Annotated in this window: 24 protein-coding genes and 1 riboswitch; of the genes, 22 read left to right on the top strand and 2 right to left on the bottom strand. The window is 46.1% G+C overall.

Annotated elements, in window-relative coordinates; all coding sequences use genetic code 11:
- Window positions 1-146: 146 nt before the first annotated feature.
- From ICW23_RS06370 to ribT, 8 genes are all read left to right on the top strand, one after another.
- Complete coding sequence (locus ICW23_RS06370; protein ID WP_016939148.1) at window positions 147-638, top strand: CcdC protein domain-containing protein; 492 nt, start codon at window positions 147-149, stop codon at window positions 636-638.
- Window positions 639-718: 80 nt separating this feature from the next.
- Complete coding sequence (lepB, locus tag ICW23_RS06365) at window positions 719-1,294, top strand: signal peptidase I (protein WP_045925495.1); 576 nt, start codon at window positions 719-721, stop codon at window positions 1,292-1,294.
- Window positions 1,295-1,539: 245 nt separating this feature from the next.
- Window positions 1,540-1,884, top strand: a complete 345-nt coding sequence (locus ICW23_RS06360; RefSeq protein ID WP_016939146.1) for a hypothetical protein — start codon at window positions 1,540-1,542, stop codon at window positions 1,882-1,884.
- A gap of 120 nt (window positions 1,885-2,004) precedes the next feature.
- Window positions 2,005-2,151: riboswitch (FMN riboswitch) on the top strand.
- Window positions 2,152-2,282: 131 nt separating this feature from the next.
- Entirely contained in the window at window positions 2,283-3,398 is a 1,116-nt protein-coding gene (gene ribD / locus ICW23_RS06355; RefSeq protein ID WP_016939145.1) for a bifunctional diaminohydroxyphosphoribosylaminopyrimidine deaminase/5-amino-6-(5-phosphoribosylamino)uracil reductase RibD, read from the top strand.
- On the top strand, window positions 3,379-4,026 hold the full coding sequence (ribE, locus tag ICW23_RS06350; RefSeq protein ID WP_045925494.1) for a riboflavin synthase: 648 nt from the start codon (window positions 3,379-3,381) through the stop codon (window positions 4,024-4,026). The genes ribD and ribE overlap by 20 nt, the downstream gene beginning before the upstream one ends.
- Window positions 4,027-4,040: 14 nt before the next feature.
- Window positions 4,041-5,237, top strand: coding sequence for a bifunctional 3,4-dihydroxy-2-butanone-4-phosphate synthase/GTP cyclohydrolase II (locus ICW23_RS06345; protein WP_016939143.1), 1,197 nt, complete (start codon window positions 4,041-4,043; stop codon window positions 5,235-5,237).
- Window positions 5,238-5,269: 32 nt separating this feature from the next.
- Window positions 5,270-5,734 carry a 6,7-dimethyl-8-ribityllumazine synthase gene (gene ribH, locus ICW23_RS06340; RefSeq protein ID WP_003153372.1) on the top strand — a complete coding sequence of 155 codons (465 nt, stop codon included), beginning with the start codon at window positions 5,270-5,272 and terminating at the stop codon, window positions 5,732-5,734.
- Window positions 5,735-5,850: 116 nt separating this feature from the next.
- Window positions 5,851-6,225 (top strand): GNAT family N-acetyltransferase RibT, encoded by a 375-nt coding sequence (ribT, locus tag ICW23_RS06335; protein ID WP_003153373.1) that lies wholly within the window; start codon window positions 5,851-5,853, stop codon window positions 6,223-6,225.
- Window positions 6,226-6,290: 65 nt separating this feature from the next.
- Here the strand turns inward: ribT and ICW23_RS06330 are convergent, their stop codons facing one another.
- On the bottom strand, window positions 6,291-6,812 hold the full coding sequence (locus ICW23_RS06330) for a DUF309 domain-containing protein (protein ID WP_047475701.1): 522 nt from the start codon (window positions 6,810-6,812) through the stop codon (window positions 6,291-6,293).
- A gap of 86 nt (window positions 6,813-6,898) precedes the next feature.
- On the bottom strand, window positions 6,899-6,988 hold the full coding sequence (locus tag ICW23_RS06325) for a YjcZ family sporulation protein (RefSeq protein ID WP_016939141.1): 90 nt from the start codon (window positions 6,986-6,988) through the stop codon (window positions 6,899-6,901).
- Window positions 6,989-7,195: 207 nt separating this feature from the next.
- On the opposite strand from ICW23_RS06325, the gene ICW23_RS06320 reads away from it, so the two are divergent.
- From ICW23_RS06320 to ICW23_RS06255, 14 genes are all read left to right on the top strand, one after another.
- Window positions 7,196-7,951, top strand: coding sequence for a segregation/condensation protein A (locus ICW23_RS06320; protein WP_016939140.1), 756 nt, complete (start codon window positions 7,196-7,198; stop codon window positions 7,949-7,951).
- Window positions 7,941-8,534 (top strand): SMC-Scp complex subunit ScpB, encoded by a 594-nt coding sequence (gene scpB / locus ICW23_RS06315; RefSeq protein WP_016939139.1) that lies wholly within the window; start codon window positions 7,941-7,943, stop codon window positions 8,532-8,534. The genes ICW23_RS06320 and scpB overlap by 11 nt, the downstream gene beginning before the upstream one ends.
- A 90-nt stretch (window positions 8,535-8,624) precedes the next feature.
- A complete protein-coding gene (locus ICW23_RS06310) occupies window positions 8,625-9,110 on the top strand; it encodes a DUF3907 family protein (protein ID WP_016939138.1) in 486 nt (161 codons plus the stop codon).
- 113 nt (window positions 9,111-9,223) lie between these two features.
- Window positions 9,224-10,375: a D-alanyl-D-alanine carboxypeptidase family protein gene (locus ICW23_RS06305; protein WP_016939137.1), complete on the top strand. Its 1,152-nt coding sequence runs from the start codon at window positions 9,224-9,226 to the stop codon at window positions 10,373-10,375.
- Complete coding sequence (locus ICW23_RS06300) at window positions 10,363-10,953, top strand: nucleoside recognition domain-containing protein (protein WP_003153385.1); 591 nt, start codon at window positions 10,363-10,365, stop codon at window positions 10,951-10,953. Before ICW23_RS06305 ends, ICW23_RS06300 begins: the two co-directional genes overlap by 13 nt.
- A 4-nt stretch (window positions 10,954-10,957) precedes the next feature.
- Window positions 10,958-11,494: a spore maturation protein SpmB gene (spmB, locus tag ICW23_RS06295; RefSeq protein WP_003153387.1), complete on the top strand. Its 537-nt coding sequence runs from the start codon at window positions 10,958-10,960 to the stop codon at window positions 11,492-11,494.
- Between the two features lie 92 nt (window positions 11,495-11,586).
- Window positions 11,587-12,321 carry a 23S rRNA pseudouridine(2605) synthase RluB gene (gene rluB / locus ICW23_RS06290; RefSeq protein ID WP_016939136.1) on the top strand — a complete coding sequence of 245 codons (735 nt, stop codon included), beginning with the start codon at window positions 11,587-11,589 and terminating at the stop codon, window positions 12,319-12,321.
- 84 nt (window positions 12,322-12,405) lie between these two features.
- A complete protein-coding gene (gene resA, locus ICW23_RS06285; RefSeq protein ID WP_045925489.1) occupies window positions 12,406-12,945 on the top strand; it encodes a thiol-disulfide oxidoreductase ResA in 540 nt (179 codons plus the stop codon).
- Window positions 12,942-14,570: a cytochrome c biogenesis protein ResB gene (gene resB / locus ICW23_RS06280; RefSeq protein ID WP_016939134.1), complete on the top strand. Its 1,629-nt coding sequence runs from the start codon at window positions 12,942-12,944 to the stop codon at window positions 14,568-14,570. Before resA ends, resB begins: the two co-directional genes overlap by 4 nt.
- A gap of 18 nt (window positions 14,571-14,588) precedes the next feature.
- Window positions 14,589-15,764: a c-type cytochrome biogenesis protein CcsB gene (ccsB, locus tag ICW23_RS06275; RefSeq protein WP_016939133.1), complete on the top strand. Its 1,176-nt coding sequence runs from the start codon at window positions 14,589-14,591 to the stop codon at window positions 15,762-15,764.
- Between the two features lie 80 nt (window positions 15,765-15,844).
- Complete coding sequence (gene resD, locus ICW23_RS06270) at window positions 15,845-16,567, top strand: DNA-binding response regulator ResD (RefSeq protein ID WP_003153397.1); 723 nt, start codon at window positions 15,845-15,847, stop codon at window positions 16,565-16,567.
- The gene (locus tag ICW23_RS06265) at window positions 16,564-18,345 is read left to right on the top strand and encodes an ATP-binding protein (protein WP_016939132.1); all 1,782 of its coding nucleotides are present in this window, start codon (window positions 16,564-16,566) and stop codon (window positions 18,343-18,345) included. Before resD ends, ICW23_RS06265 begins: the two co-directional genes overlap by 4 nt.
- 190 nt (window positions 18,346-18,535) lie before the next feature.
- Window positions 18,536-19,120 (top strand): RNA polymerase sigma factor SigX, encoded by a 585-nt coding sequence (gene sigX / locus ICW23_RS06260; RefSeq protein ID WP_016939131.1) that lies wholly within the window; start codon window positions 18,536-18,538, stop codon window positions 19,118-19,120.
- The gene (locus tag ICW23_RS06255; protein ID WP_483861515.1) at window positions 19,056-20,159 is read left to right on the top strand and encodes a sugar dehydratase; all 1,104 of its coding nucleotides are present in this window, start codon (window positions 19,056-19,058) and stop codon (window positions 20,157-20,159) included. The genes sigX and ICW23_RS06255 overlap by 65 nt, the downstream gene beginning before the upstream one ends.
- Window positions 20,160-20,195: the final 36 nt, after the last annotated feature.

Raw genomic sequence — 20,195 nt, 5'->3', positions numbered from 1 at the left:
GGAAAAACCCGCCTTTTGGAGGCGGGTTTTTTTATGTATATGAAAATTCTCATGTGTAAATCATGAAAAAATACATATATGAACTTCGGCAGTCACTCTGGTATAGTGTAAAAGACCGATTACAAGAATGAAAAGAGGTAAAAACGTTGGTTCAATTGGCAACCGTTTTATTTGTCATTATCATTATCGCACTTATTTTTTGGTTCAGGCTGAAAAAAGGAAACAGGCCGATTAAAGGCGGCGGCTTCGGCATCATTCTCCCGCTTTTGATTATCGCCGTCATTTTTTCATTGAGCATCAGCCAGCTCATGAATATCCCCGGAAAGCCGTTTCATCTTCCCGCTGTTTGGGAGCTCGCCATCGCCGGGCTGTTAGGCGCAGTATTTGGCTTCATCATGCTGTCGCAAACCGCATATGAAATCCGGGAAGACGGCTTTGTGTACTCTAAGCGGAATAAAAACTTTAAATATGTCATTATCGCGATTATTGCGATCCGTATCGTACTCAGTCAATATTTCAAAAACATTGACGCGACGGAATTTGCCGTTTTAACAATGGAGCTTGCTTTTGTGTATTTGTGCATTTGGCGGATCGGAAGCTTCGTAAAATACCGTAAAATCAGCAGATCCGGCTTATAAAATGAAAAAAATGGATGAGGTGCGGGGCTTATTTGCCCTCTGTGCAGGGATTCATGGTAAAATAAAAACGACCATGGCTAATGGGAGGAAATCACTTGAAATCAGAAAAAGAAAAAACTTCTAAAAAAAGCGCCGTACTTGATTGGGCGAAAGCCATTATCATCGCTGTCGTTCTCGCATTGCTCATCCGCAACTTTTTATTTGCTCCTTATCTTGTTGACGGAAGATCAATGGAACCGACGCTGCATGACCGCGAGAGAATCTTTGTCAATATGACGGTCAAATACATAAGCGACTTCAAACGCGGCCAGATCGTCGTTCTGAACGGAGAAAATGAACACTATGTCAAACGGATTATCGGACTTCCCGGCGACACGGTGCAAATGAAAAACGACCAGCTGTACATCAACGGCAAAAAAGTGTCCGAACCGTATTTAGCGGCAAACAAGAAAAAAGCGAAGCAAGACGGCTATGACCGGCTGACGGAAGACTTCGGCCCGGTGAAAGTGCCGGACGACAAATATTTCGTCATGGGTGATAACCGCAGAGAATCTATGGACAGCCGCAACGGCCTCGGTCTTTTTACGAAAAAACAAATCGCGGGCACATCAAAATTCGTCTTCTTCCCGTTTAACGAAATCCGCAAGACGAAATAAACCGTACGGCAGTTTTCTTTATGAGAAAACTGCTTTTTTTATATAAATTAATCTCCCCACCCACAAAAACAGAACATAAATTCGTATATCTATTTAATAGATAGAAAGTTTTACAGATACATGAAACATCTTCCCTTGACGAAACGTTATATGAATAACTCACGCAGGGAAGAACGGTTTTCTATTCATGAAAAAAAGGAATATGACATAGTAATGAATAGATTGATACGGCTGGAGGTAGAAAAATGGGAAGAATTAAAACAAAAGCAGCCATTTTACTTGTACTGCTGCTGTTATTGGCGGGCGGTTTTATGGTCATAAACGATATTGAGCTGAAAGACGTGCCGACGGCTATCGGACAAACCCTGTCTCAGGAAAAAGAAGAATATACAGTGAAAACATATAAAATTACGAAAATAGAAGGAACCGAATACCACGGCACGGCAGCAAACGGCACAAAAATCATTTTTAACGGCGACAAGCTGAAGCAGGATCTCTCCGATGTGAAAAAAGGAGATAAGATTAAAGCGTATTTCAGCAAATCAAACCGGATTGACGGCTTATTGAAGGTTGTTAAAGTAAACGAATAAGTAAAGGCGCCTTTTTTGGGAAAAGGGCGCTTTTTATTTTTTCTGAAAAAGCGGGTGCAAATTCATTGCGCCTGCCGCAAAGGATGTTATAATAGCGGATAAGGACAAAAAAATATTGATTGTATCCTTCGGGGCTGGGTGAAAATCCCGACCGGCGGTAATAAGGCGTTTTGCGCTTTACAGCCCGTGACCCGTATGCATCTGTATACGGTGGATTCAGTGAAAAGCTGAAGCCGACAGTGAAAGTCTGGATGGGAGAAGGATGAGAGAAGCTATGCAAAAAATAATCATACTGTATAGTCTTATTTCCTATGGATTAAAACTGGCAAAGCCCCGAACTGTGTAAACATTCGGGGCTTTTTTGACGCCAAATTGCGTGGAAGAAGGGAGGGATAACGATGGAAGAATATTATATGAATACGGCAATAGAGCTTGCCAGACGCGGTGAAGGGCAGACGCAGTCTAATCCCCTTGTCGGTGCTGTCGTCGTCAAAAACGGCCAGATCGTCGGAATGGGCGCCCATTTACAATACGGAGAAGCCCATGCGGAAGTGCACGCGATCAATATGGCAGGCAGTCACGCAAAAGACGCAGATATGTATGTGACGCTGGAGCCTTGCAGCCATTACGGAAAAACACCGCCATGCGCCGAACTGATGATAAAGTCGGGGATAAAAAGGGTATTTGTTGCTATGACGGATCCAAATCCGCTAGTCGCCGGAAAAGGCATCAGAATGCTGGAAGCAGCGGGCATCGAAGTGAAAACGGGAATTCTCAGGCAGCAGGCAGAAGAGCTGAATAAAATGTTTCTTCACTTCATGAGGACCGGACTTCCGTATGTCACCTTGAAAGCGGCCGCAAGCCTTGACGGGAAAACAGCGACTGAAACCGGTGACAGCAAATGGATTACTTCAGAGGCGGCAAGGCTTGATGCCCAGCAATACAGGAAATCGCATCAAAGCATTCTTGTCGGAGCAGGCACAGTCAAAGCCGATAATCCGAGTCTGACTTGCAGGCTCCCCGATGCGGTCAAGCAGCCGGTCAGAGTCATTCTCGATACAAAGCTGACCATTCCGGAAACGGCAAATGTGGTCACTGACGGCGCCGCGCCGACATGGATATTTACGGCCAAAGACGTTGACGTGCAAAAGAAAGAGCGGCTGACCGCACTCGGAATAAAAGTCTTTTCGCTTGAAACAGACCGCATTCACATTCCTGAGGTGCTCAGCATTCTCGCTGAAAACGGCATAATGTCCGTTTATGTGGAAGGCGGCGCATCCGTACACGGAAGTTTTGTCAAGGAAGGCTGTTTCGAGGAGCTTCATTTCTATTTCGCCCCTAAATTAATCGGAGGAACGCTTGCTCCCAGCTTGATCTCCGGTGAAGGTTTTCAATCAATGAAAGATGTCCCCCATTTACAATTCACACAAATCACCCAAATCGGGCCGGATATAAAATTGACGGCCATACCTAAAGACGGAAAGGATGGTGACGATGTTTACAGGAATCGTTGAAGAAACAGGCACGATCCAAGCAATCAAAAAGACAGGCCTTTCCATGGCATTAACCATTGCCGCTTCAAAAGTGACAAGCGATGTGAAACTTGGCGACAGCATCGCGGTAAACGGCATCTGCCTGACCGTAACCGGATTTTCTGATAATCAATTTACGGTTGATGTCATGCCGGAAACCGTAAAAGCCACTTCGCTGAACGGCTTGTCAAAAGGCAGCAAAGTCAATCTGGAAAGAGCGATGTCCGCCAACGGACGCTTCGGCGGCCACTTTGTATCCGGGCATGTGGACGGAACGGCGGAAATTACCCGGATCGAGAAAAAAAGCAACGCGGTTTATTACGATCTGAAACTTTCGCCTGAATTGACGAAAACGCTCGTCTTGAAAGGTTCGATTACGGTAGACGGCGTGAGCCTGACGATTTTCGGTTTATCAGATGAAAGCGTGACAGTATCCGTTATTCCGCATACCATCTCAGAAACGATTTTTCAGACGAAAACAGTCGGTTCGACCGTGAATATTGAGTGTGACATGATCGGCAAATACTTATACCGCTTTTTGCACAAAACAGAACAAACGAAAAGCAATCAAACGATCACAGAAGCTTTTTTAAGCGAGAACGGCTTTTAGAAAGGAAGATCAATATGTTTCATCCAATAGAAGAGGCGTTAGAGGCGCTGAAAAAAGGTGAAGTCATCATCGTTGTCGATGATGAAGACAGAGAAAATGAAGGAGATTTCGTAGCGCTCGCTGAGCATGCCACACCTGAAGTGGTCAATTTTATGGCGACCCATGGGAGGGGCCTGATCTGCACGCCGCTTTCTGAAGATATTGCCGCCCGGCTGGATCTTCACCCGATGGTCGATCATAATACGGACTCACACGAAACCGCGTTTACGGTCAGCATTGACCACAGACTGACAAAAACAGGCATCAGCGCTCAAGAACGTTCTTTTACGATTCAGGCGCTGTTGAACGAGGAATCTGTGTCTGACGATTTTCAGCGTCCGGGCCACATTTTTCCCTTAATCGCAAAAAAAGGAGGCGTCCTGAAGCGGGCGGGCCACACGGAAGCAGCCGTTGACCTTGCAAAAGCATGCGGCTCTCAAGGAGCGGGCGTCATTTGTGAAATTATGAATGAAGACGGCACAATGGCCAGAGTGCCGGAGTTATCAGAAATCGCCAAACGCCACCGGCTGAAAATGATTACGATAAAAGACTTAATAGAATACCGTTACAACATTACGACACTTGTGAACCGAGAAGTTGACATTACGCTGCCGACTGACTTCGGCACGTTTCGGGTTTACGGATATACAAACGAGGTTGACGGAAAAGAACACCTCGCCTTTGTTATGGGTGATGTCCCGTTTAGCAGCGAACCCGTTCTTGTCAGAGTGCACTCAGAATGCCTGACGGGCGATGTGTTTGCATCCCACCGCTGTGATTGCGGGCCTCAGCTTCATGCCGCGCTTGCGCAAATTGCCGAAGAAGGCCGAGGCGTCTTATTGTATTTGCGTCAGGAAGGAAGAGGAATCGGTTTAATCAATAAGCTGAAAGCGTATCGATTGCAGGAAGAGGGGTATGACACGGTTGAAGCGAACGAAGCGCTCGGCTTTCTGCCTGACCTGCGCAACTACGGGATCGGCGCCCAGATTCTCCGCGATTTGGGGGTTCAGCATATGAAACTTTTAACCAATAACCCCCGGAAAATCGCCGGCCTTGAAGGATACGGACTGAGCATTTCAGAACGGGTGCCGCTTCAAATGGAGGCGGGTGAGCATAACAGGAATTATTTACAAACCAAAATGAACAAACTCGGACACTTGCTTCATTTCTAAAAACAAATCTCACAAAAAAGGATGGATAACATATGAATATCATACAAGGTAACTTAGTAGGAACAGGACTTAAAATCGGAATCGTCGTCGGCAGATTTAATGAATTTATTACGAGCAAGCTGTTAAGCGGAGCGGAAGATACATTGCTTCGCCACGGTGTAGAATCAAATGACATTGACGTTGCTTGGGTGCCGGGAGCGTTTGAAATCCCGTTTGCGGCAAAAAAAATGGCGGAAACGAAAAAATACGATGCCGTTATTACACTCGGCACGGTGATCAGAGGAGCGACAACGCATTATGACTATGTCTGCAACGAAGCGGCAAAAGGCATCGCTCAAGCGGGCACGGCGACGGGCGTCCCGGTTATCTTCGGTATCGTAACGACTGAAACCATTGAGCAGGCGATCGAACGCGCAGGAACAAAAGCCGGAAATAAGGGAGCGGATTGCGCAGTATCCGCCATTGAAATGGCGAATCTAAACCGTTCATTTGAATAATTTGTTGAAAAGCGTTTAAAACAGCGGCGAAAATGATATAATGTGAGGAAACGGATCGCCTTTATTCATCCGTTTGCTAGGACATGAATGGACATTTTGGATATAGAGGGGTTTTTATGTTAATTCGTTATAAAAAATCGTTTGAAAAGATTGCAATGGGTCTTCTGTCATTTATGCCGAATGAAAAAGATCTCAAGCAGCTTCAGCAGACAATAAAGGACTATGAAACGGATACTGGCCGCCAGCTCTTTCTTTGGAAAGAGGATGAAGATATCGTCGGAGCGATCGGAGTTGAAAAAAAAGACTCAGAGGTTGAAATCCGCCATATCAGCGTGAATCCTTCTCACCGCCATCAAGGAATCGGAAAGCAAATGATGGACGCCTTAAAACGTCTGTTCAAAACGGAGGCACTCGTTCCGAATGAATTAACGCAAAGCTTTTTTGAACGCTGTCAACATCAAAAAGATCAGGATATTTCATATAATAACTGACAAATGCTCCCGGAATCTTCACGGTTTCGGGAGCTGTTTTTATGCAGAAAAAGCAGGGCTGTCCGTCAGCCTCTGCTTTTTTTTCTTCTCTCCATTTCCCGTTCGCGTTCCTTAATGACATCCGTCCTGTCCCGCAGGCGGTGTTTATGAATAAGAAAGGTATCTGATACGCCGGCCTGCCCCCATGTATAGCCTTTGCGGCGGCATTCGGCAAGACACGCTTCTTTCAGAGTGTCATCTGTAATCGGCAGCATAACACTTTTGTACGGCCGGCCGGCTTTTATATCGTCTGACAGCGATTCTATCAGCTCTATCAGCTTTGGATGGCTGAGGCCGAGAGAGCTGACAGCCTGTTTTTCAGCCCTCAGAATGCGTAAGCTGTTGGCGATCAGCCGTTTCGCCCCGGCTTCATTTCCCCTCCGCTGGTGATACAGAGCGACGGCTAGCTGAATCAGGCCGACCCAATGAATGCTCCGCTCCTCAGGCGGGCTTTCTTTCCAATATTCTTCTAACAGTTCATGACACTCAAAATAATCTCTTGATGCGTGAAATTCGGCCAAAAAGCCGATATAAGCTTTTGGATACAAGCCGCTTCCTCCTTTTGCTAAAACCAGTGTACCACAGCGTTATGAAAAGGAAAAAAAGAGCGGCTTGGTGTCTGAAACGTGAAGAACTAGCAGATATAAGATGCCCCTACGACAATAAGCAAAATAAACAGAACGACAATTAATGCAAAACCTCCGCCGAAACAAGCTCCGCCCATCTGAAATCAGCCTCCCTTTGTTTCATGTTTACACGGCTATCATATGTGCATCCGCCTTTAAAGGTATAGGCGTATACCTTCTTTTTCAGTATTTTCTAAATAACGGAGCACAATTAGAAAAGTATTGGACGAGAGCTTTTCGGTGGATTATACTAAAGGGTAGCCAGTTTTTCCGGCAATGAGAGTGATATTGAAAATGGTGAGATAATGGTAGAATATCAAGTGAAAATTGATACGTTTGAAGGCCCATTGGACCTGCTGCTTCATCTGATTAACCGTCTTGAAATCGACATATACGACATACCCGTGGCAACCATTACTGAACAATATTTATTATATGTACATACAATGCAAGTGCTTGAACTTGATGTCGCCAGTGAATATCTGGTCATGGCGGCGACGCTTCTCAGCATTAAAAGCAGAATGCTGCTTCCAAAACAAGAGGAAGAGCTGTTTGAAGATGAAATGCTTGAAGAGGAAGACCCTCGGGACGAACTGATTGAAAAGCTGATTGAGTATAGAAAATATAAAACCGCTGCGAAGGATTTAAAAGAGCGGGAAGAAGAAAGACAAAAGTCATTTACAAAGCCGCCGAGTGATTTAAGTGAGTATGCAAAAGAAATCAAACAGACGGAGCAGAGGCTGTCGGTGACCGTTTATGACATGATCGGTGCGTTTCAAAAGGTGCTTCAGCGTAAAAAAATCTCGCGGCCGAAAGAAACCACCATTACAAGACAGGAAATACCGATTGAAGACAGAATGAACGAAATCGTAAAAAGCTTAAAGACGGCGGGAAGAAGAATCAACTTTACGGAGCTTTTTCCTTCTCGGCAAAAAGACCATCTCGTCGTGACGTTTTTAGCCGTTCTGGAGCTGATGAAGAATCAGCAGATTATCATCGAACAGGAAGAAAACTTTTCAGATATATACATTACGGGGAGTGAATCCATTCATGGCGCTTGATATCGTGAATTGGAAAGCGATTGTGGAGGCCCTGCTGTACGCGGCGGGTGATGAAGGGCTGACCAAAAAGCAATTGGTGACGGTGCTTGAAATAGAAGAAGCGGAACTGGCCGGAATCATGGAAGAAGTGGCCGCCCAGTACAAGGAAGACGGCAGGGGCATTGAGCTGACCGAATATGCGGATACGTATATGCTTGCAACGAAAAAAGAATTCGTGCCTTATTTGAAAAAATTAATCGAGGTGCCGTCAAAGGGACTGTCACAGGCTTCTTTAGAAGTGCTGGCGATCGTTTCATACAAGCAGCCGATTACACGGGCGGAAATTGAAGATATCCGGGGCGTGAAGTCTGAGCGGATTCTGCACAGTCTCGTGTCAAAAGCGCTGCTGTGTGAGGTGGGACGCGCCGACGGTCCCGGCCGGGCGATTTTATACGGCACGACCCCGGTATTTCTTGAACAATTCGGCTTAAAAACTCTGGACGAGCTTCCGCCTCTTCCTGAAAATGCGGAAGAAGACGTTCTCCAGGAGGAAGCCGACTTATTCTTTGAAAACTTCAACCAAACTTTTGAGGATATTAAATAATAACGGTTTTTCATCATACGATAATAGGGAAAGGCCATTGATGAATAACGCAAATTGACGAAGTACAAGAGAGGAAGGAAACGGACGGAAATGGGAAATTCGATTGTGAGGGCCCATACTGAAGAAACTGGTGAATTTTTAGCCGAGGTTGTCACGATGGTCAACAGTTATTTAAATCATACGACATTACCGGAAATGCAGGCTTCTGGAAAGGCGGATGAGGCATACTGCCGCGACGTGCTCAGTGTGCTGAGAAGGATGACGGTCTTTTGCGAAGGCGCCCAGGAAGCCTGCCGCCGGCTCTTAATGCAGGAGCCGTTTCATGAGGCGAGAGCGGAAAAAACGCTGTATAAAGTGTATCATCAGTGCGTGGAAGAATTTTTCATGCCGAAAAAGGATACGTGGTACGAAAACAGCCGCGCCGCTTATACAGGCCAAAGTGCGATTGAATTTTATCAGCATGTGCCCGATTCGCTGCGGAGCCTTCTGCTTTCACTGAGCAGTGAGTTTCTGCGCATGCGTGAAGAATTGGCGCAATATGAAGCATCAGGCTCGAATATGGTATCATCCAGATAAAAAACTCTCCCAAAAGGGAGAGTTTTTTTACGTAAAAGAGATGCAATTGGTATTCATAAGTCATGGACATGCGCATAAACTTGTACAAACCCACAACAAGGACGTGAGCATTCATGCGCTTTCTCAAAAAAGCTGCCGTATTTCTTTTGACTTTTGTTATTTTGTTTTCCATTACAGACGGAAATACGGCACATGCCCAAATACATGTCAGCGCAAAAAGCGCAATTATTATCGACGGTGCATCAGGCAGGGTGTTGTTTGCTAAGGACGAACACCATAAGCGGCGGATCGCGAGCATTACGAAAATCATGACGGCGGTGCTGGCGATTGAATCAGGGAAGATGGAAGAGATGGTGACGGTTTCGCCGAATGCCGTAAAAACGGAAGGCTCAGCCATTTATCTTCAGCCGGGACAAAAAGTGAAACTGAAAGATCTCGTTTACGGGCTTATGCTGAGGTCGGGAAATGACGCCGCTGCGGCCATTGCTGAATATGTCGGCGGAAGTCTTGACGGTTTTGTATTTATGATGAACCAAAAAGCCGAGCAAATCGGAATGAAAAATACAAAATTTCAAAACCCCCACGGGCTGGACGACCATGAAAATTTATATTCAACGGCGTATGATATGGCCCTTTTGACTAAATACGCGATGAAGATCAAGGAATACCGGACTGTTTCGGGCACCAAAGTGTATAAAGCGGAAACGATGGACCGGGTATGGAAAAATAAAAACAAGCTTCTGACAGGGCTTTATCGTTACAGCACAGGCGGAAAAACGGGTTACACAAAAATCGCGAAACGGACACTCGTTTCGACGGCTTCAAAAGACGGAACGGATCTTATCGCAGTCACCATAAATGATCCGGATGACTGGGATGACCATATGAATATGTTTAATTATGTCTTTGAGCACTATAAAACCTATATCGTCGCCAAAAAAGGCGGCATCCCGAAGCTGAAAAAGACGTTTTACGGAAAACACGCTTTTATTTCCCGGGATGTCAAGTATTTGTTAAAAGAGGATGAGATCGATGATGTGAAAATCAGCACAACCTTAATAAAACCGAAAAAAGCCTGGAAAAAGGATGCTTCTCTCATTCCCGATGTCGTCGGCCGGATGACTGTTATGCATGATGGGAAAGTGATCGCCAAGGTCCCCGTCTATTATGAAAACGAGCACCTTAAAAAACCGAAAAAGCATTTCATTGAAACGTTTACGAGCCTGTTTATGAGCGCGGCGGGCGGTTCAGCATGGTCAATTTAATCTGGGTCTGTCTGACGGTAATCGGACTGGTCTTTGCGATGTTTAACGGAACCTTGCAGGATGTGAATGAAGCGGTTTTTAAAGGAGCGAAAGAAGCGGTTACGATCTCGTTCGGATTAATGAGCGTCCTCGTGTTCTGGCTCGGCCTGATGAAAATAGCCGAGCAGTCCGGCCTTTTGGATATATTCAGCAGAATGTGCCGTCCGTTTATTTCTAAGCTGTTTCCTGATATCCCCCCTGATCATCCGGCAATGGGATACATCTTATCAAATCTCATGGCAAACTTTTTCGGGTTGGGAAACGCGGCGACGCCCCTCGGCATTAAAGCCATGGAGCAGATGAAAAAGCTGAACGGAGGCAAGTCTGAGGCCAGCCGTTCCATGATTACCTTTTTGGCGGTAAATACTTCGAGCATTACATTGATACCGACAACCGTCATTGCCGTCCGCATGGCTTATTCGGCGAAATCACCGACCGATATCGTCGGACCGACCATCTTAGCGACTTTAATTTCGGGTATCGGCGCGATTTTCATTGACCGCTACTTCTGGTACCGCCGCAAAAGAAAAGGGAGGTAAGCGAATGGAAATGGTGAATTGGCTGTCTTTAGCCATGATTCCGATTATTATCGCCGGTATATTGATATACGGCACGATCAAAAAAGTGCCGACTTATGAATCATTCGTTGAAGGCGGAAAAGAAGGAATTGAGATTGCGTTTTCCATCATTCCGTATTTGGTCGGGATGCTTGTGGCGATAACCGTATTCCGGGCCTCGGGCGCGCTTGATTTTGTCATGGGGCTCTGCAAGCCTTTCTTTACGGCGCTCGGCATTCCCGCAGAGGTCGTACCGCTTGCTCTGATCCGTCCGATTTCGGGTACGGCGGCGCTCGGCATGACGACGGATTTGATCGCCGTGTACGGGCCTGATTCATTTATCGGCAGACTGGCCTCGGTCATGCAGGGATCGACTGACACGACGCTGTATGTCCTGACTGTGTATTTCGGGGCGGTCGGCATCAAAAAAATGGGGGATGCTTTAAAGGTTGGTCTTCTTGCTGATTTGATCGGGGTGGTTGCATCAATCATCATAGTTACGTTATTATTTGGAAGCGCCTGATTGAGGCGCTTTTTATATATCAGAATAATGCTCCTTGAAAAAGCTTGTTTGTTCAAGGGGAAAAAAGTAAGATTATACTTGAGGTGAACGACATGGAAAGACTGCAAAAAGTTATTGCTCATGCCGGCGTGGCATCACGCAGAAAGGCAGAAGAGCTGATAAAAGAAGGAAAAGTAAAGGTGAATGGAAAAGTAATAACAGAGCTCGGCGTAAAAGTAACCGGTTCTGATCAGATTGAAGTAAACGGATTAAAGGTGGAGCGGGAAGAACCCGTGTACTTCCTGCTTTATAAACCGAGAGGAGTGATCTCAGCTTCTGATGACGATAAAGGGCGGAAAGTGGTAACCGATTTTTTCAAAGAAGTGCCGCAGCGTATTTATCCGATCGGAAGACTTGATTATGATACGAGCGGTCTTTTATTACTGACAAATGACGGCGAGTTTGCCAACAAACTCATGCACCCGAAATACGAAATTGATAAGACGTACGTCGCCAAAGTGAAGGGGATTCCTTCCAAGGAACTTCTGCGGAAGCTTGAGCGCGGCATTCAGCTTGAAGAAGGCAAGACAGCGCCGGCCAGAGCGAAAATGCTTTCTCTGGACAAAAGAAAGCAGACGAGCATTATTCAGCTGACAATTCATGAAGGACGGAACAGACAGGTCCGCCGCATGTTTGAGGCGATCGGTCATGACGTGCTGAAGCTCAAACGTGAAGAATACGCCTTTTTAGATTTAAGAGGCCTTCACACAGGAGACGCAAGAGAATTGACGCCGCATGAGGTGAAAAGGCTGCGGGCTTTAGCTGAACACGGTAAAAACGCTTTCTAATTTTCACATAACCTTCAAAAATTACAAAACGCGAAGATGATATAATTGAATGGATTTGCAGGCAGGGGAGGGGAGCAGTGTACAATGAACAAAAAACGGCGGCGTTTATTCATTCGGACCGGCATCCTTCTCATCTTACTCTGCGCGCTCGGATATACCGTCTATAATGCTGTTTACTCAAACGGCGAGCGTATATCTGAGGGGTCCAAAGCCCCGAATTTCGCGCTGAAAGATACAGAGGGCAGACTCATAGAACTGAGTCAGTTAAAAGGAAAAGGTGTTTTTCTGAATTTCTGGGGAACGTGGTGCGAGCCGTGCAAGCAGGAATTTCCCTATATGGAGAATCAATACAAGCATTTTAAAGACCTCGGTGTCGAGGTGATTGCGGTAAATGTCGGCGAATCAAAAATTGCAGTACATAATTTTATGAAAACATACGGCGTCAATTTCCCTGTTGCGCTTGATACTGACCGGCAAGTGCTGGACGCGTACGGCGTTTCGCCTATCCCGACGACATTTTTGATCAATCCCGACGGAAAAGTCGTGAAAGTGGTGACCGGCACGATGACAGAACGCATGGTTCATGACTATATGAATTTAATTAAGCCGGAGGCGTCTTCATGAAAAAGGCTAAATGTGAATGCGGACACGTGAATCCAGCCGGGACGGTATTGTGCGAGTCATGCGGAAAGCCGCTTGATGATCAACAGTCGCCGCTTGCCGATATGCGGTACGACGGCAGCGCAAGACGTTCGCAAACATATAACAAAACAATTGTAGATAAGGTATGGAATTTCTTTTCTTCCGTTAAAGTCGGAATATGGCTGATTGTCATTACTCTGGCGGCGTCGGCATTCGGCACGGTTTTTCCGCAAGAAGCTTATCTGCCGCCGGGCGCTCAGCCGGATACATATTATGAACAGCAGTACGGCACAATCGGCCAATTGTATTATCTGCTGGGGTTTCATCACCTGTACGGTTCATGGTGGTATATGCTCTTGATCGCATCAATCGGCGTATCACTTGTCATCTGCAGCCTGGATCGGGTGATTCCGTTGTACAGGGCGCTGAAAAACCAAGGCGTTCAGCGGAATCCGGTCTTTTTAAGACGGCAGCGTCTATACAGCCGGACAGAAACTGAGCTGAGCGGAGATACGGCTGATGGCATCAGAACACGATTGAAAAAAAAGCATTATAGAGTGCGGGAACAAGAGGGAAGTATTCTCGCAGAAAAGGGCCGTTTTTCAAGGTGGGGCCCCTACGTTAATCATATCGGCCTGATCATTTTTCTGATCGGAGCCATGCTGAGATTTGTACCCGGTATGTACGTCGATGAAACACTCTGGGTCCGTGAAGGCGAAACCGCCCAGATTCCCGGCACCGACGGCCAATATTACTTAAAAAACAACCGGTTCACCATGGAGACGTATAATAAAAACACTGAGAAAAAAGTATTCGCCGATGCCATTGACAGAGCCGGAAACGGCAAAGTCGCAAAATCCTTCACAACGGATGCGGTTTTGTACAAGAGGGAGGGCGACATCGTATTCGGTGAAAAGCCAAAGCTTAAAAGAGTCAAAGAAAACGATATCCGCGTCAATGAACCGCTGCGGTTTGACTCCTATTCTGTGTATCAGGTGGACTATAAAGAAAACCAGCTCGATCAGATGGTATTCCAGCTGATCGACCAAAAAACAAAACGGTCATTCGGCAAACTGAAGATCAATCTTCTTGATCCTGACACGGACTATGATCTTGGTAACGGTTACAAAGTGCAGATCGCCAGTTATCTTCCCGATTTTTATTTTAATAAGGACGGAGAACCGAGCACGAAAACAAAGGTCCCAAACAATCCGGCTTTCGTCTTTAAAGTCACGGCTCCTGACAAGCCGAAAGGGGAGAAAAGCTTTGTTGCGATTCAGCAGACTGTTGAAGGTTCCGCAAATAACAAGTACAAATTAAAATTCGACCATGTGGAAACGAAAAACATTACAGGTCTCACCGTCAGAAAAGATTTAACCTTATGGGTGCTTGCCGTCGGGGGCGCGATCTTTATGATCGGTGTCATTCAAGGGATGTACTGGCAGCACAGAAGGATCTGGATCAAAACCGGTGACAGCGAAGTGCTTGTGGCAGGACATACGAACAAAAACTGGTTCGGTTTGAAAAAGGATATCGGATATGTTCTTAGCGGGACGGAGATTAAAGAACCGGCCGATCAAAAAGAACTGGTCAAAAATCAGGCCTAATGAAAAAGGAGTGGTGTCATGGCGGAGCTGAGCGCAAATTTTCTTTATGCTGCCTTTTTGATTTATTTAATCGCCGTCCCGGTTTTCGGCGGCGCCATCCGGGGAACAAAAGGCGCAAAGGACGGTAAGGGCCGCTGGTCGGCTATCGGAATCACGTTAACCATTGTCGGATTTCTATGCCATCTCGCCTACTTCATTGCGAGATGGTCGGCAAGCGGACATGCGCCTGTCAGCAATATGTTTGAATTTACAACGTCATTCGGCATGATGCTTGTACTCGCTTTTATTATTATTTACTTTATTTACAGACTGCCGTCTTTAGGCATGTTCACATTGTCTGTCGCGCTTTTGCTGATCGCGTACGCAAGCATGTTTCCCGCCGATATTACGCCGCTTATTCCGTCATTGCAGAGCAATTGGCTGTACATTCACGTCACGACGGCGGCGCTCGGGCAGGCGATTCTTGCGATCAGCTTTGTAGCCGGCGTCATTTTCCTGTTAAAGCATGTCGACCAGTCCAGACCGGGCAAAAAAACGTTCTGGCTCGAGTTCATCATGTTTATTATCGTGACGACCGTGGCATTTATCGCCGTCACGTCTGCATTCCGGCTGGCGGACTACAAAGCCGAATTTAATTGGGTGGATAAAAAAGACGCCAAAAGCGTCATGATATATGATATGCCTGCGCTTGTCGGCCCGCATGAGGGAGAACTGCTTACAGAAGGCGCGATGAAGCCGTTTATTGAGCTTCCGGCTATTTTTTCAGGCAGAAAGGTCAATACGGTGATCTGGTCGTTTGGCGCGGGTCTCGTCTTATACGGCTCCCTCAGACTGATATTCAGAAAGAGAATCAGCGCTCTTTTAAGCCCGCTCGTCAAAAATGTGAATCTGGACTTGGTAGATGAAGTCGGCTACCGCGCCGTTTCTATCGGCTTTCCGGTATTTACGCTCGGCGCGCTTGTGTTTGCGATGATCTGGGCGCAGCTTGCATGGACGCGTTTTTGGGGCTGGGACCCGAAAGAAGTATGGGCGCTGATCACCTTTTTATTTTACGCAGCGTACTTGCACTTGCGGCTGTCGAGAGGCTGGCATGGCGAAAAGTCCGCGTGGCTTGCCGTCATCGGTTTCGCCATTATTATGTTTAACTTAATTTTTGTGAATCTCGTGCTTGCCGGACTTCATTCGTACGCATAGAGCCGAAAGCCGATACAGTTCTCAAGCAGCCGTACAGTTTGTTAAAATGATAGTAACAGAAGGAAAGCAGGGGGAAAACGATGGATCAAACAAATGAAACTAAAATATTAGTAGTAGATGATGAAGCCAGAATTCGACGCCTTTTAAGAATGTACCTTGAACGGGAAAACTATGTGATTGAAGAAGCGGAAAACGGTGATGAGGCCATTAAAATGGGGTTGGCATCAGATTATGATCTGGTGCTTTTGGATTTAATGATGCCGGGAACGGACGGAATAGAAGTATGCCGGCAGCTCAGAGAAAAAAAAGCGACGCCGATTATCATGCTGACGGCAAAAGGGGAAGAAGCCAACCGCGTCCAGGGGTTTGAAGCTGGCACGGACGATTATATCGTGAAGCCTTTCAGCCCGAGAGAAGTGGTGCTCCGGGTAAAGGCGCTCTTAAGAAGAGCTTCCCAAACATCCTATCTGACAGCCAATACGCCGACAAAAAATGTGCTCGTCTTTTCACATCTTTCCATCGATCACGATGCTCACAGAGTGACCGCGGACGGCACAGAGGTGAGCCTGACGCCGAAGGAATATGAACTGCTGTACTTTCTGGCAAAAACACCGGACAAAGTGTATGACAGAGAAAAACTTTTAAAAGAAGTGTGGCAGTATGAATTCTTCGGTGATCTCAGAACGGTTGACACTCATGTCAAACGGCTCCGTGAAAAATTAAACAAAGTATCCCCGGGAGCGGCGAAAAAAATTGTCACCGTCTGGGGAGTCGGATACAAATTTGAGGTAGGCGCTGAATGAAGTTTTGGAAAAGCGTAGTAGGAAAGCTTTGGTTTACCATTCTTTCACTCGTATTAATTGTTTTATTTATTTTAACGGTGCTGCTTCTGGAGTTTATAGAAAATTACCACGTAGAAGAAGCGGAAAAAGATTTAACGCAGCTTGCCGATAAAATTGCGGTCATTATAGAAAATCATGAAGACCAGCCGCTTGCCAGATCCATCACGTGGGAGCTGGCGGACAATTTAACGAGCATCGCGATCATTCAGGACGATAAGCATGTCTGGTATTCGCCCAATGACGATAATCATTTATCCTCTATTACATTGGAACAGATCAAACACGACCGGGATCTGCACAAGGCGCTGACAGACCGCAAAAAAGTAAGCAAACGCGCGGTGCCCAACAATGCCGGTTCGGATAACGAACGGCTGATCGTCGGAGTGCCGTATGAAAAAGACGGCAAAAAAGGCATGGTCTTTTTATCTCAGTCGCTGCTTGCCGTCAAAGATACGACGAAACATACGACACGCTATATTTTTCTTGCGGCGGGCATCGCCATTGTCTTGACAACGTTTTTCGCCTTCTTCTTGTCCAGCAGGGTGACATACCCGCTTCGGAAAATGCGGGAAGGCGCCCAGGACTTGGCGAAAGGAAAGTTTGATACAAAGATTCCGATTCTTACTCAAGATGAAATCGGGGAGCTTGCCATCGCCTTTAATCAGATGGGCCGGCAGCTCAATTTTCATATCAACGCGCTGAATCAGGAAAAAGAACAGCTGTCCAATATTTTAAGCAGTATGGCAGACGGAGTTATCACCATCAATATCGACGGCACCATTTTGGTGACTAACCCGCCAGCTGAACGCTTTCTGCAGGCCTGGTATTATGAGCAGAATATGAATATTAAAGAAGGAGACAACCTTCCGCCTGAGGCGAAAGAGCTTTTCCAAAATGCCGTGAGCACAGAAAAAGAGCAAATGATTGAGATGACGCTTCAAGGAAGGTCATGGGTTTTATTAATGTCGCCTCTTTATGCGGAATCACACGTCCGCGGCGCCGTAGCCGTGCTCCGTGATATGACCGAAGAGCGCAGGCTTGATAAGCTGCGTGAAGATTTCATTGCCAATGTCAGTCATGAACTCAGGACTCCGATTTCTATGCTGCAGGGATACAGCGAAGCAATAGTGGACGACATTGCAAGCACCGAAGAGGAGAAAAAAGAAATCGCGCAGATCATTTATGATGAATCCCTTCGCATGGGCCGGCTCGTCAATGATTTGCTGGATTTGGCCAGAATGGAATCCGGACATACGGGCCTGCATTATGAGACGGTGAATCTGCATGAATTTCTGGAGAAGATCTCCCGGAAATTCTCCGGTGTAGCGAAAGAAAAAGAGGTTTCGCTTACAGAAGACATTGCCGTGTCTCAGCCGGAGTGTGTTTTTGACGAAGACAAAATGGAGCAGGTGTTTACCAACCTTATAGATAATGCGCTGCGTCACACAGAGTCAGGCGGAAACGTTCATATCGCGGTTCAGACCGTGAAAGACGGTTTGAAAATCGATATTAAAGATTCCGGCTCGGGAATACCTGAAGAGGACCTGCCTTTTATTTTTGAACGTTTTTATAAAGCGGACAAGGCGAGAACAAGGGGCAGGGCAGGAACCGGACTCGGACTTGCCATCGTAAAAAATATTGTGGAAGCCCACGGCGGCTCAATTGCGGTGCACAGCAGCATTGACAAAGGAACGACATTTACATTTTATATTCCGACAAAAGTGCAGGATGGCGTCTGAAATTGACGAACAATCTTGTTCCATACGAAACACCCGCAGAACATGCGGGTGTTTTTGTTTATTTCTTCTTTAAAAAATTTAAGAATATGTTAATATAAATTCCCTTCCAAATTCCAGTTTCTCGTAATATAGTTGTAATGTAACTTTTCAACGCATTTTTACGACAAAAAAGTGAACGGAGGGGCTTCCCATGGAAGAAACCTTTCAGATATTATATGATTCATATCATCAAGATTTATACCAATTTTTATTTTATATGGTGAAAGATAAGACACAGGCTGAGGATCTGGCGCAGGAAGTGTATATCCGCGTCTTAAATTCTTATCATACTTTTGAAGGAAGAAGCAGTGAAAAAACATGGCTGTTGTCCATCGCGCGCCATGTGGCGATTGACTGGTTCCGCAAGCAGCAGACGATCAGACAGCGTATTATGGGTACGTTTGATTGGGATACACAAGATGTCAGAGATCAGCATTTGCTTCCGGACGAACTCGCCGTACAGCATGAAAATGTCCGGGAAATTTATACCGCGCTTGATCATTGCACTATAGATCAAAGAGCTGTTATTATCCTGAGATTTATTCAGGGATATTCCATTCAGGAAACAGCCGCCGCTCTTGGCTTCTCGGAAAGCAAAGTCAAAACGACCCAACACAGAGGGCTCAAAATACTTCGGAAACAGATGGAGCTTTTGAGGGAGGAGCTAATGGATGATGAAGTCATATTGGAACGAAGAAAGGGTAGAGGAGTTGTTAAGACAACTTCCGGCGGTTAGAGATCATCGTTCACCAGAGGCCATTTACCGGAATGTTGAAACGGGTAGACAGTACAGGAAAAAACCGGCCCGAAGCTGGGTTGGCCCCGCCGCCGCCGGCATCTGCGCATTGTGCATCGCTCTTATTATATCTCCTCACCTGATGACAAAAAACGAATCTGCCGGTGATCTTACAGCTGACAGCGGTCAAGCCGAAAAAGCCAGTCAGTCAGCTGCCGTTAAGCCGGATCAGAGGACTTTTGTCGTTTCTAACGAAAACAAAAACAATTACATTACTTTGGCGTTTGCCGATTCAGATACATCCGCCGTCATTCCGGTCAGTTTTGAAAAAAAGAAGCCTGATGAATCGGTTTCAGAGGCATTCTCTGATGCAGAAAACTTAGAAGTGCCCGAATCTTTCCTCTCTGTTCCTCAGCTTTTGGACGGTGTGCAAGTAACCGCGGTTAAGAAAGATTTGCTTGTGCAGGTAAACGGGCGGTTTTCAATAGAATCAGCTGCCGAAGCTGATTTATTGAAAAAGATGCTGAAAGAGACTTTGACCTGGAGTCCTTACGACCGAATAAAATTGACAAAGATTCAAAACGGAGACGGTCAGGATTTTTTAAAAGCTTCCGGCCTTTCGGCTGAGATGTCCGTATATAAGCAGGCCAACCGGGCGTATTTTTCTTACCGCGACAGTCTGGGACAAGAGTATCTCATCCCGTCTGCACAAACCTATCATTCAGTTTATCAGGCCATTGACGGGATGAAAAGAACAGACGGAGACTCACAGACCGCGAGCGTCATAGAAGCAGATGCGATTGCATCGGTATCGGAAAGGGAATACGGCGAGCAGCTGCGGATCCAATTGTCCGAAAAACATAAAATTGAAGATTCGTTGGAAGGCATTTTAATGATTGAAGGGCTTCTGTTAACTGCGAAGGAATTCGGTTATTCTGAGGTGCTGTTCACACATGCGCATACAAAGAAAATCGGCAATTATGATGTGACAAAACCGATCGCTGTGCCTGCCGCGCCTAATCCCCTTCCAAACCATTAAATGTAAAAAACCCAAAACATATGAATGTTTTGGGTT

The organism is Bacillus sp. 1021 (assembly GCF_014534735.1).
Taxonomy (GTDB): domain Bacteria; phylum Bacillota; class Bacilli; order Bacillales; family Bacillaceae; genus Bacillus; species Bacillus siamensis.
Note: the sequence above shows the minus strand (reverse complement) of the source record. Positions and strands in the feature narration are given on the sequence as shown.